This is a genomic window from Paraburkholderia adhaesiva (genome assembly GCF_021390575.1).
In the GTDB taxonomy this organism is placed as follows: domain Bacteria; phylum Pseudomonadota; class Gammaproteobacteria; order Burkholderiales; family Burkholderiaceae; genus Paraburkholderia; species Paraburkholderia adhaesiva.
The window spans coordinates 984,551-997,466 of record NZ_JAJEJQ010000001.1 but is presented as its reverse complement, the minus strand read 5'-3'; the positions used below and the strand labels follow the sequence as shown (position 1 = coordinate 997,466).

The window sequence follows — 12,916 nt, the reverse complement described above, 5'->3', positions numbered from 1 at the left end:
ACAACACCATGAACGAAGAAATCCTGATCAACGTCACGCCGCAGGAGACGCGTGTCGCGCTGGTCCAGCAAGGCGCAGTACAGGAGCTTCACGTCGAACGCACCCTTTCGCGCGGGCGTGTCGGCAACGTCTATCTGGGCCGTGTCGTGCGCGTGCTGCCGGGGATGCAGTCCGCGTTCATCGACATCGGGCTCGAACGCGCCGCATTTCTTCACGTCGCCGACATCTGGCAGCCGCGCATCGCAGGTGAATCGCATCAATCCGCGCCTCATCAGCCGATCGAAAAAACCGTCTTCGAGGGCCAAACGCTCATGGTCCAGGTCGTCAAGGACCCGATCGGCACGAAGGGCGCGCGGCTTTCGACGCAGGTGAGCATCGCGGGACGCACGCTCGTCTATCTGCCGCAGGAGCCGCATATCGGCATCTCGCAGAAGATCGAGAGCGAGGCCGAACGCGAAGCGGTGCGCGCGCGCCTCACGGCCGTGCTGCCCGCCGACGAAAAAGGCGGCTACATCGTGCGCACGATCGCCGAGGATGCGTCGAGCGAGGAACTCGCCGCCGACGTGGCCTATCTGCGCAAGACCTGGGCCACGATCGTCTCTCAGTCGCAGCGCCTGCCCGCAACGAGCCTGCTCTATCAGGACCTGAATCTCGCACAGCGCGTGTTGCGTGACTTCGTGAATGAAGAGACGACGCGTGTGCAGGTCGATTCGCGCGAAACCTTCCAGATGCTCACGGAGTTCGCGATGGAGTTCACGCCCGCCGTCACGCCGAAGCTGCACCACTACACCGGCGAGCGGCCGCTCTTCGACCTTTACAACATCGAGGCCGAAATCCAGCGGGCGCTATCACGTCGCGTGGATCTGAAGTCGGGCGGCTATCTCGTGATCGACCAGACCGAGGCGATGACGACGATCGACGTGAATACGGGCGGCTACGTGGGCGCACGCAACTTCGACGACACGATCTTCAAGACCAACCTCGAAGCCGCGCATACGATCGCGCGCCAGTTGCGCCTGCGCAATCTGGGCGGCGTGATCATCATCGACTTCATCGACATGGAAAACGCGGAGCATCGCGAACAGGTGCTCGGCGAATTGAGGAAAGCGCTCTCGCGCGACCGCACGCGCGTGACCGTGAACGGCTTCTCGCAACTGGGACTCGTCGAGATGACGAGAAAGCGCACGCGTGAGTCGCTCGCGCATGTGCTGTGCGAGCCGTGTCCGACGTGCCTCGGCAAAGGCCAGGTGAAGACCTCGCGCACGGTTTGCTACGACGTGCTGCGTGAAATCCTGCGCGAGTCGCGCCAGTTCAATCCGCGCGAGTTTCGCGTGGTGGCGTCGCAGCAGGTGATCGACCTCTTTCTCGAAGAAGAGTCGCAGCATCTCGCGATGCTGATCGACTTCATCGGCAAGCCGGTGTCGCTGCAGGTCGAGTCGAATCTGAGCCAGGAACAGTACGACATCGTGCTGATGTAACGCAGTATCAGGGAGCACCGCAGTTGAATCACCAACGCGTCACCATTGGGCACATCGGCGAATTCGAAGAAGTCATCGACGTGAGAACGCCGGCCGAATTTGCCGAAGACCATGTTCCCGGCGCCATCAACGCGCCGGTGATGAGCAATGAAGAACGCGTGATCGTCGGCACGCTTTACAAAGACTCGCCGTTCGATGCCTCGCGCATCGGCGCGGCCATCGTTGCGCGTAACATCGCCACGCATATCGATACGCTCTTCGCCGACCGGCCGCGCAACTGGCGGCCGCTCATCTACTGCTGGCGCGGCGGCAAGCGCTCGGGGGCGATGACGACGGTGTTCAACATGATCGGCTGGCGCGCGCGCCAGCTCGAAGGCGGCTACAAGGCGTACCGGCAGTCGGTCGTCGAAGCGCTCGGCGTGCTGCCCGTGAACTTCCGCTATGTCGTGCTCGCGGGTCCCACGGGCAGCGGCAAGACGCGCCTGTTGAAGGCACTGGGCGTTGCGGGCGCGCAGACGCTCGATCTCGAAGCGCTTGCGGCCCATCGCGGCTCGCTCCTCGGCGCACTGCCCGAGCGTGCCCAGCCCTCGCAAAAGTCGTTCGACACAGCGTTGATTCAAGCGCTGCACGCGCTCGACCCCGCGCGACCCGTATTCGTCGAAGCGGAGAGCCGGCGCATCGGCACGATCACGCTGCCGGTCGTACTGATCGATCACATCCGCGAGGCGCCCTGTGTCGTGCTGGATGTTGCGCGCGACGAGCGTGTCGCGCTGCTGCTCGAGGAATATGGCCATCTGCTCGACAACCGGGCCTACTTTCGGGAGCAGTTGCTAAAGCTCGTGCCGTTGCACGGGCACGAGCGCATCGACGCGTGGTGCCGGCTGCTCGAGGCGGACGATCGCCAGGCGCTGTCCGAAGCGCTCATCGCCGAGCACTACGATCCGGCCTATACGCGTAGCACCCGACGCAACTTCGCGAGGCTGGAAAAGTCGCCGCGGTTCGCGTTTCATCCGGTGAACGGCGATGTCGTCGACGAAGCGCGAACGCTGCTCGAACAATTGAGCAAACCGCTGAACGAACCCCTTCCCGAAACGCGCTCCGAACACGCCGGCGCGCTACGCTAAAACCTCTCGTCGGACGCTGTAAAAAGCGCCCGGACCGCAAGGGTCCGGGCTAAGCCATCGAACATCCGATGGCGGAGGTGTGGGGCATCCGTTCAGGTACGAGGCATGGTCTTGCCGATCGGCCTCGCAGCGGGCACACCGCACAGGTGGCACCCGCCAGCCTCATGCAGTGCGTCTGAAAACGTGCTTAGTGGCTGTACATCGCGTCCCAGTCTTTCTGCGATACCTTGACGCCGCCGCCGGCCTGCGAAGTGCCGTTGGCCACGCCACCGTACCCGGTGTTGCCGTTCGCCGCCGCCACGCGCGCTTCGGCGGCCTGGATCGCATCGGGATAGTGGGCGTCGCCGCCATCGCCGACGTGGTAGCCGACCTTCTCGAGTTGCTCGAGTTCAGCGCGAACCTGCGCACGGGTGATGGGCGAATTTGCCTGGGCGTACGAAGCAACGGGAACGATAAGTGCAGCGGCAACAGCAACGGCTTGAATCAGGGACTTCACGGTAATACCTCCATTTGGCTGGTGCGGTTTGCATGCGACGGTATGTGCATGTGACCGATGTGCGCAGTGTAGGAGGATCAAGTGCGAGGGTTAACCCCTAGTTCTTCAGAGGATCTTTGCAGGATCGAGCAGAATCCGCGGCGCTGCCGCCTCGCGGCCGCTGGCAATGCGCGCACGGCGTGCACCGCGGTGTGCGCGCCTACGCAGAGCGAAACTATCGTGCCGCGACGATGTCCGCTGCCAGCGAAAGAAGCTGGCCGACGTGGGCATCGACGCTCGCGTCATAGCGGATGGCGGCGCCATCAGCTATGACGCGGCGCTTGCCGCCCGCGACCAGCTCCTCGATCACGCGGCGCAGGTCGGCGGCATCGCCCGGGCGGAAGACGTGCTTCGCGGCGTCGGCAATGGCGTCGCAGCAGCCGATATTCGACGAAAGAATCACAGGCGTGCCGCACATCGCCGACTCGATGCCGACGAGCCCGAACGGTTCGTACTTCGATGCAAGAATCGCGTAATCGGCGGCGCGGTAGGCGTTTTCGAGGTCTTTTACGTAGCCGATATAGCGCACGTGCTCGCTCGTGCGCTCGGGCGGTCGCCCTGCCACGGCGACGACAACCGGCAGGTCCAGCCCGTTCACGACCGACTCGATGAGCGGAAGACCCTTGCGGTCGTGACTGCTCGACGGGAAGAGCAGCACGGTTTCGTGCTCGCCAAAGCCATAGGACGCGCGTAGCGCGGCGCGCGCGGCGTCATCGACGGGCGAGAAGCGCGCACCGTCGACGGGCGGGTAGAGCACGCGGATCTTCGCGTCGTCCACGTTGTACAGTTCGAGTAGCTCCGCGCGCATCAGGTCCGAATGCGCGACGATCACGCGCGAACGCTCGTATTGACGGCTTTCGAGTTCGATCTGCCAGCGGTCGGACCGGCGCAACGGGCGGCCGGTGGCCCGCAGAAAGCCGCGGTGCGTGCCGCCGCAGATCGCAATCTCCGATGAATCGACACGGTTGCAGCCGATCAGGACGTCCACATCGGCCCGTTGGCGCAGCGTCGCGAGCTGCGTCGAAAACCACGCATCGCGCCACTTGCCGGGCAGGAAGGAGACATTGATGCGATACCGGTCGACGAGCTGACACTCCGGCACTGCGAGATCGAACTTACGCGCGAAGAATGCCGGTCGCTGGCCCCGAGCGGCGAGCCCGCGCACGAGATCCATGGCGTACCGTTCGAGGCCGCCGCTGTGCTTGAGCGCGTTGCTGGAGATTCCGATCTTCATGACCCCGTCCGACGTGGTATGTGCGTGGTGTGTGATGTAGCGGCTGCCGCCTTTTCGGGCGCCGGCTGCGGCGCGCGCCGATTATATAGCGCGGGCATCATGCGGCACGACTTCCAGCGGTTCTTTCAGCGTTCCCCGCTTTCTGCGCCGCAAAAGGGGCCTTCGGTATAATCGGTCAGGTATGGGCATGACAGCGTCCCGTTGATCCTCAGTCGCGCAGAACACCGCGCCGCAAGGATTATGTCGCCACAACAACAGCCCGAACGATTCGCGCCAGCCGCCATGAATTACGCACCAAAGTTCTTGCCTCGCCGCCTGGTTCCTGTCGTCACACTGCTTTTGCTCCTCGCTCCGGCCGTCAACCTTGTCTGGCGCGGAGGAACCGGCTACGGCTTCTTCATCTTGCTCGCGATTGCCTTGCAGCAGGCGTGGGTGAACCGGAACGACCGCGACTACTTCGCGCCGTTGCGAGCGCACCCATGGTACGTCGTCGCGATGGTCGTCCCGCTCATCGTGATGCTCGTCCAGCAAGCCGTATATGGCTACTGGGACCCGCGTCAGTTCGATCCGCTCTCCCGCTTCGCACTCGCCCTGCCCATTTTCGTGATGCTGTGCCGCCTGCCTTCGCGCAATCTCGCCGCCATCGGCTGGGGCTGTGCGCTCGGTGCGCTGGCGGCGAGCGCCTGGCTGATCATCGCCCCCCCGGCAGGCGACTGGAGCGCCACGGTACGCCTCACGAACTCCTACACCAACCCGATACCGTTCGGCGATACCGCACTGCTCTTCGCATTTCTCAGCCTGATTACGTTCGGCTGGGATCGCCAGCACCGCGCGTTTGCGCTGGTCGTCAAATTGCTCGGGCTGATCGCGGGCGGCGTCGCCTCATATCTCTCCGGCACGCGCGGCGGCTGGATCGCCATTCCGCTATTCCTGATCCTGATCGGTGTGCAGCACGGATGGTTCACGCACTGGAAGCGTATCGTCGTCGCGGCGGTGTGCATTGCTGCGTGCGTGGCCGCGCTCCTCGCTACTGAGCGCATCCATCAGCGCATTATCGACGCCACCAAGGACGTCTCGCTCCTCGAACACGGCGATGAGAACACATCGATCGGACAGCGGCTGCAGCTCTGGCGCGCGTCGATCACGCTCTTCGAGCAGCACCCGGTTTATGGCGTAGGCAAGGGACATCTGAGGAGCGCGATCCGCGATCTCGCCCAGCGTGGCCTTGCCAGTCCGGAGATCATCAACGAGCGCGCGCATAGCGACTTCTTCTCGGCGCTCGCGGAGATGGGCGCGATCGGTGCGGCGAGCATCTTCGTCGTGTACTTCGGGACGTCCGTTTATTTCTGGCGCGCGCGACGAGACGCCGACCCGGTGATCCGCACCGCTGCGTGCAGCGGACTTGCGGTCTCACTCAGCACGATCTTGTTCGGGCTGACGATCGATGTCTTCGTGCCGATCATGGTGACCGTGGTGCTCGCGCTTCTCATGGCCACCTTTCTGGCGGCGATCGTCGCGCGCAGACGCGAATGCGCACTGGATGCACTCCGGGCGCAAACGCAGCGAGACACGGCTCAGGCACGCGCTCATGGCCACGTGCAGCCTGATACAAGGCCGCCGGTTGCCTCTTCCTGAACGAACCTGAACCGCTGCCTGATACGAAACGCACAGCGGCCAAACGCACAGCGACGAAACGTGCCGCGAGACGCTACCGCGCCCCGCGGCTGAAAGACCCGCGTTGCGAGCGACTTACGCCGCGCTTTGCTGGAACTGGATCTGATGCAGATGCGCGTAGAGGCCGCGCTGTTCGAGCAACTGCTGATGCGACCCGCGCTCCACGATGCGCCCCGCCTCCATCACGAGGATGCGGTCCGCGCGCTCGATGGTCGACAGACGGTGGGCGATCACGAGCGTCGTGCGTCCCGCCATCAACGTTTCGAGCGCCGCCTGCACGTGGCGCTCCGATTCCGAATCAAGCGCCGACGTGGCCTCGTCGAGGATGAGGATCGGCGCGTCCTTATAGATCGCGCGCGCGATCGCGAGACGCTGGCGCTGGCCGCCCGAGAGCTTCATGCCGTTGTCGCCTACGAGCGTGTCCATGCCCTCCGGCAGTGCGGCGATCGTGTCCCACAGGTTCGCCGCGCGCAGCGCCTTCTCGACGCGTTCGCGGTCGGCCTTCTGGCCATAGGCGACGTTGTTCGACACGGTGTCGTTGAAGAGCGTCACGTCCTGGCTCACCAGCGCGATCTGGCTGCGCAGCGCGTGGATGTCATAGTCCGGCAGTGGCACGCCGTCGACCAGAATCTGCCCGCCAGTCGGATCGAAGAAGCGCGGCAGCAGGTTCACGAGCGTTGTCTTGCCGCTGCCCGACGGGCCCGCGAGCGCAATCATCTCGCCCGGTGCTGCGCTGAACGACACGTTTTCGAGAATTGGCCGCCCGCCCGGTCCATAGGTAAAAGAAACGCTGCGGAACTCGACCTCGCCGCGCGCCCGATCGAGCGGCTTGCCGCCGCCGACGGGCTCGGCCGGCTCGTCGATCAGGCCGAAGATCAGTTCGGCCGCCGTCATGCCGCGCTGGAGCGGCTGGTTCACGTCGATCAGGTGCTTGAGCGGCGAAATCACGAGCAGCATCGACGTCACGAACGCAACGAAGCCGCCGACGGTCGTCTGATCGTGCGACGCCTGCACCACGGCGATCGTCACGACGATAGCGAGCGCAATGGAAGCGAGGAACTGCGTGAGCGGCTGCGCGAGCCCGCCGTGGACCACCATGCGCATCTGGTAGCCGCGCAGGCGGCGGCTCATTTCGCCGAAGCGGTCCATTTCGTAGCGCTCGCCGTTGTGAACCTTGACGACCTTGTAGCCGCCCACGGTCTCTTCGACGATGTACGACAACTCGTTCGTCAGCAACTGGCTCTCGCGATTCAGGCGCCGAAGACGACGGTTGATCTTGCTGACGAGCCAGCCGATGGCCGGCAGCAGCACGGCCACGATCAGCGTGAGACGCCAGTTGAGGTAGAACAGGTAGCCGAGCAGGAAGACCACCGTGAGCGAGTCGCGCACGGCGGTGACCAGCACGCCCATCAGCACGTTCAGGATCTGGTTGACCTCGAAGACGATCGCGTTGATGACCGTGCTCGCCGTCTCGCGCTGGAAGAACCCGACGCTCGCATGAATCATCCGCTCGAACATCTTCAGACGCAGTTCGAGCAGAATCCGGTTGGATGTGTACTGCAGCAGATAACCCGACGCGTACTGCGCGAGCGCGCGCACGAGCGAAAGCCCGATCACGGCGACGGGAACGAGCCATTTGGCGATCGGGCTGCCACTCGTGCCGAAACCGTGGTCGAGCAGCGGCTTGAGGAGCGCGGGAATGCCGGCTTCCGTCGCGGCCACGAGGGCCAGCGTGAGCACGGCTGCGATCGCCACCCCGAGGAGCGGCTTCAGATACGGCCAGAGCCGCCGTCCGACCGATGCCGGAGACGAAGCCTGACCGGTGCCGATCGGCTTGCTGAGAGTGGACTGGGGGGGCTGCTTGCTCAAGGAATCCTCTGGAAATGCTCACGAACGCCGTCATCCGGCACTCGGGCCGGCAACGGGGTACCGCATTGTAAACGCTCCGCGCGGTGCGCCGCTCGATGCGACGGGATGCGTCGGGCGCACGCGACGGCGTGTCGGCGCTAATTTTCGGGGACGGAACGGACGCCGCGGTGCGTCGCCATCGCTTTCCGGGGACCGGAAACGAATGGGCAAGCCGTCCCGCGCCGGAAGGCATGGTCTAGAATACGCACCTCTGCGAGCCGCGCCGCCCCGCCGCCGGACTCGCTCCCGCTATCCGTCCACAACAGGCGTCACCCTCATGTCCGAAGGACTTTCCTCGACCACGCAACCCGCCCCGGCCACGGTCGCCCGCGGGGCACACGGCTCCGCGCGCGCGACGCTTTCGGTCATCGTCGTCGCGATGAACGAGGCACATGACATTCGCGACTGCATCGAATCCGTGCGCGGGCTCGCGATGGAAACCATCGTGTTCGACTCCGGCAGCACGGACGGTACGCCCGACCTGTGCCGCTCGCTTGGCGCACGCGTATTCGAAACGGACTGGCCCGGCGACGGCCCGCAGAAGAACCGCGCGCTCGCCGAAGCGCACGGGGACTGGGTGATGTGCCTCGATGCCGACGAACGTATAAGCCCCGAGCTGCGCGCCGAACTGGAAGCGCTGCTCGCAAAAGGCACGCCGCACGCCGCGTTTTCGACGCCCCGCCGCTCCAGCTTCTGCGGCCGCTTCATGAAGCATTCGGGCTGGTGGCCGGACCGCATCGAGCGGATCTTCCGACGCGGCAGCGCCCGCTTCACCGACGTTCGCACGCATACGCACCTGGAAATCCAGGGGACGGTCGGCCGTTTCGACGGACCGATCATCCACCTCTCGATGCCGGACCTGCACGAAGCGCTGGAGAAGACCAACGCGTATTCGACGGCCGGCGCACTGACGATGGCCGAAGCCGGCAAGCGCTCGTCGCTCGGCAAGGCGCTCGGCAAGGGATTCTGGGCGTTCTTCCGCACGTGGGTGCTGCGCGCGGGTTTCCTTGATGGCCCCGAGGGACTGATGCTCGCCATCAACAACGCCGAGACGACCTACTACCGCTACGTGAAGCTCGCGCTGCTGACACGCGATGGCCGCGTCGCGAAGAAGGGCGAGGCGCGGAAATAGAACCCAGAAGTACGAAGGCCGCGCGAAGTCATAGACTTCGCGCGGCCTTCGCATAGCGAACGAACATCGACGTCAGTACACGATCTCGATCGAACTGCCCGCGAATTCGCCGCGCAGCGCCGCAAGCAGATCGTCCGTCGGTTTGACGCGCCACGCATCGCCAAGCCGCACTTCGCCTTCAGCACTCGCGTTGCGATAGACGATCTGCACGGCGAGTCCGTTCGGAATCACCGCCTGAGTTCGCTCGCGTCCGTACCCGCCGCCGCCGTCGCGGCCACCGCGTGCGCGCGTGTCTGCTGCAGGCGCGGGCAGCGTATCGTCGGGCTTCGCGCGATGCGCCTCCAGCACGGCGCGTAGTGCCTGCGCATTCGCATTGCCGTTCATCTCCAGCTTCACGGCCTGCGCATAACGGCTGCGCGCGCGCTCCAGGTCCATCACCGTGTCGACGGTAAAGCGGATTCCGCCCGTGAACGCGTCGTTGCGCGCCCCGCCCTGCACGACGAGCAGTTCGTCTTCCTTGAAGAGCGCCTTGTGCGCCTCGTAAGTTTCGTTGAAGACCGTCACTTCGCACTGGCCGGAGCCGTCATCGAGCAGCGCGATCAGCATCTTGCCGCGCTGGGTCATCTGCGTGCGCAGCGACGCAATCACGCCTGCGACGAGCTTGTCGCGCCCTTCCTTCAGGTCGCCGATCTTCTGGCGCACGAAACGGCGCACCTCGTCCTTGTAGGCGTCGAAGAGGTGTCCCGAAAGATAGAAGCCGAGCGCACCCTTCTCTTCCTGAAGCTTGCGCTTCTCGCCCCACGCGGGTTCGTCCACCAGTTCATGCGCGGCGAGCGGCGCGTCGCCCATATCGAAGAGGCCGGCCTGCATGGCGTTGGCGCTCGCCTGGTCGGCGGCTTCCATCGCCATCGGCACCGAAGCGAGCAGTTGCGCGCGATTCGCGTGGATCGTGTCGAACGCGCCCGCGCGGATCATCGCTTCGATCGTGCGGCGATTCACGAGACGGCGGTCGATACGCTCGCAGAAGTCGAACAGGTCCTTGAAGAGCCCGCCTTCTTCACGTGCACGCAGGATTTCTTCGATGGCGTTCTGGCCGCTGCCCTTGATCGCGCCGAGGCCGTAGCGGATCGTGCGCGAGCGCGTGTGTTTGTCACCCGCGTCTGTTTCAGCGACAGGCTCGAAGCGATACGCCGACGCATTGACGTCCGGCGGCAGCACCTTCATGCCGTTCGTGATGCAGTCCTCGAAGAGGATTTTCACCTTGTCGGTGTCGTCCATGGCGAGCGACATATTGGCTGCCATGAATTCGGCCGGATGGTGCGCCTTGAGCCACGCCGTGTAGTACGCGAGCAGCGCGTAGGCAGCCGCGTGCGACTTGTTGAAGCCGTAGCCCGCGAACTTCTCCATCAAGTCGAAGATCTCGTCGGACTTCTCGCGCGTGAGGCCGTTCGTGGCGGCGCCCGTTGCGAAGATCTCGCGATGCTCGGCCATCTCCTCGGCCTTCTTCTTGCCCATCGCGCGGCGCAGCAAGTCCGCGCCGCCGAGCGAGTAGCCGCCGATGATCTGCGCCATCTGCATCACCTGCTCCTGATAGACCATGATGCCGTAGGTCTCTTTCAGGACGGGTTCGACGCGCGGATCCGGATACTCCACGACCTCGCGCCCGTGCTTACGCGCGCAGAAGCTCGGAATCAGGTCCATCGGGCCCGGACGGTACAGCGCCACGAGCGCGATGATGTCCTCGAAGCGGTCGGGCTGGGCGTCTTTCAGCATGCCCTGCATGCCGCGGCTTTCCAGCTGGAACACGGCGACCGTGTTCGCCTTCTTGAGGATCTGGAACGAAGCCGCGTCGTCGAGCGGTACTTGCCCGAGCGACCAGTCATTCTTCGACGGATCGAGCATGCGGATATAGCGCTCGGCCCAGTCGAGGATCGTCAGCGTGGTGAGGCCCAGAAAGTCGAACTTCACGAGGCCGACGGCTTCCACGTCGTCCTTGTCGTACTGGCTCACGACGCCGCTTTCGTCGCCCTGCGTGTAGAGCGGGCAAAAATCCGTGAGCTTGCCGGGTGCGATCAGCACGCCGCCCGCGTGCATGCCGACGTTACGCGTGAGACCCTCCACGCGCTGCGCGAGATCGAGCAGCTGGTGGACTTCGTCCTCGTTGTCGTAGCGCTCCTGGAGGAGCGGCTCTTCCTTCATCGCGTCGGCGATGGTGACGTGCTTGCCCGGCTTGAACGGGATGAGCTTCGCCACGCCGTCCGTGAAGTTGTAGCCGAGGTCGAGCACGCGGCCGATGTCGCGCACGGCCGCCTTCGCGGCCATGGTGCCGAACGTCGCGATCTGCGAGACCGCGTCCGGGCCGTACTTCTCCTTCACGTACTGAATGACGCGGTCGCGCCCGTGCTGGCAGAAGTCGATGTCGAAGTCGGGCATCGACACGCGTTCCGGATTCAGGAAGCGCTCGAACAGCAGGTTGTAGCGCAGCGGATCGAGGTCGGTAATGCCGAGCGCGTAAGCGACGAGCGAGCCCGCACCCGAGCCCCGGCCCGGCCCGACCGGCACGCCGTTGTTCTTCGCCCAGTTGATGAAGTCCGCGACGATCAGGAAGTAGCCCGGGAAGCCCATCTTGATGATCGTCCCGCACTCGAATTCCAGACGTTCGTAGTAGTGCGCCCGCTCTTTCTCACGCTCCGCTTCGTCGGGGTACAGCTGCACAAGACGCTTTTCGAGGCCCTCCTTCGAGAGCTGCACGAGGTAGTCGTCGAGCGAGAGGCCGTCCGGCGTCGGAAAGAGCGGCAGCTTCGGCTTGCCGAGTTCGAGCGTGAGATTGCAGCGCTTGGCGATTTCGATCGTGTTCGTAATCGCCGACGGAATGTCCGCGAAAAGCGCGGTCATTTCCTCCTGCGACAGGAAGCGCTGGTCCGTGGTGAAGCGTTTCTGGCGGCGCGGATTCGCGAGGATGTCGCCTTCCGAGATGCACACGCGCGCTTCGTGCGCCGTGTATTCATCGGCCTCCATGAACTGCATCGGGTGCGTGGCGACCACGGGCAGCTTCAGGTCCGCCGCAAGCGCAACGGCCTGTTGCACGTACGGCTCGCCGCCCGGTTGGCCGCAGCGCTGCAGTTCGATGTAGAAGCCGTTCGGGAACAGCGTGGCCCACCGTTGCGCATGGCGCTTCGCGCTTTCGACGTTGCCCGCCGCAAGCGCCAGGCCGATATCGCCCTGCTGGGCGCCCGAAAGCGCGAGCAGCCCTTCACCGAGCCCGGCTTCGAGCCACGCGACATCGACTTCAGCGCGGCCGCGATACTGGTTCGTCAGCCACGCCTTCGAAAGCAGTTCGCAGAGGTTCAGGTAGCCGCGCTTGTCGTTCACAAGCAGCAGTAGACGTGAAGGCTTGTCGCGGTCGTCCGGGTTCATGATCCAGACGTCGCAGCCGGCGATGGGTTTGACCCCCTTGCCGCGCGCCTCCTTGTAGAAACGAACGAGGCCGAATGCGTTGCCGAGGTCGGTGAGCGCGAGCGCCCCCTGGCCGTCTTTGGCCGCCGCCTTGACGAGGTCGTCGAGGCGCACGATGCCGTCGGCAATCGAAAATTCGGAGTGGACGCGAAGATGAACGAAGCGGGGATCTGACATGCGCGTCATTGTAACTCCAGCCTGGGGCGAATTCGGGCCGTCGCGACGGCGTTGGCCATACGGATAAGGCGTCGTTGGCCTGATGTCGGGCCTTACGCCCGTCCATTGGCCCTTGCGAGCGCCTTTCCGCCCCGTGGGTCCCACAATGCACGCTGCATGCCGTTGCAGAGCGCCTCGAAGCACCATGAGCGATAATAC

Annotated in this window: 8 protein-coding genes; 4 read left to right on the top strand and 4 right to left on the bottom strand. The window is 64.6% G+C overall.

Going from position 1 to position 12,916, the window contains the following annotated elements; translation table 11 throughout:
• Positions 1–8 precede the first annotated feature (8 nt).
• Both rng and mnmH read left to right on the top strand, forming a co-directional pair.
• Positions 9–1,478, top strand: a complete 1,470-nt coding sequence (gene rng / locus L0U80_RS04335) for a ribonuclease G (RefSeq protein WP_233862737.1) — start codon at positions 9–11, stop codon at positions 1,476–1,478.
• Between the two features lie 23 nt (positions 1,479–1,501).
• Entirely contained in the window at positions 1,502–2,602 is a 1,101-nt protein-coding gene (mnmH, locus tag L0U80_RS04330) for a tRNA 2-selenouridine(34) synthase MnmH (RefSeq protein WP_233862735.1), read from the top strand.
• A gap of 187 nt (positions 2,603–2,789) precedes the next feature.
• On the opposite strand, the gene L0U80_RS04325 is transcribed toward mnmH, so the two are convergent.
• Together L0U80_RS04325 and L0U80_RS04320 are read right to left on the bottom strand one after the other, a co-directional pair.
• Positions 2,790–3,098 carry a DUF4148 domain-containing protein gene (locus tag L0U80_RS04325; protein WP_233862733.1) on the bottom strand — a complete coding sequence of 103 codons (309 nt, stop codon included), beginning with the start codon at positions 3,096–3,098 and terminating at the stop codon, positions 2,790–2,792.
• Between the two features lie 214 nt (positions 3,099–3,312).
• Entirely contained in the window at positions 3,313–4,371 is a 1,059-nt protein-coding gene (locus L0U80_RS04320) for a glycosyltransferase family 4 protein (protein WP_233862732.1), read from the bottom strand.
• A gap of 282 nt (positions 4,372–4,653) precedes the next feature.
• Here L0U80_RS04320 and L0U80_RS04315 point away from each other — a divergent pair, with 282 nt between their 5' ends.
• Positions 4,654–6,006, top strand: a complete 1,353-nt coding sequence (locus L0U80_RS04315) for an O-antigen ligase family protein (RefSeq protein WP_233862731.1) — start codon at positions 4,654–4,656, stop codon at positions 6,004–6,006.
• A gap of 114 nt (positions 6,007–6,120) precedes the next feature.
• Here L0U80_RS04315 and msbA read toward each other — a convergent pair whose 3' ends face one another.
• A complete protein-coding gene (gene msbA / locus L0U80_RS04310) occupies positions 6,121–7,875 on the bottom strand; it encodes a lipid A export permease/ATP-binding protein MsbA (RefSeq protein WP_373322180.1) in 1,755 nt (584 codons plus the stop codon).
• A 355-nt stretch (positions 7,876–8,230) separates the two neighbouring features.
• Here msbA and L0U80_RS04305 point away from each other — a divergent pair, with 355 nt between their 5' ends.
• Positions 8,231–9,085 (top strand): glycosyltransferase family 2 protein, encoded by an 855-nt coding sequence (locus L0U80_RS04305; RefSeq protein ID WP_267954665.1) that lies wholly within the window; start codon positions 8,231–8,233, stop codon positions 9,083–9,085.
• 72 nt (positions 9,086–9,157) lie between these two features.
• Here L0U80_RS04305 and dnaE read toward each other — a convergent pair whose 3' ends face one another.
• Entirely contained in the window at positions 9,158–12,727 is a 3,570-nt protein-coding gene (dnaE, locus tag L0U80_RS04300) for a DNA polymerase III subunit alpha (protein WP_233862729.1), read from the bottom strand.
• Positions 12,728–12,916: the final 189 nt, after the last annotated feature.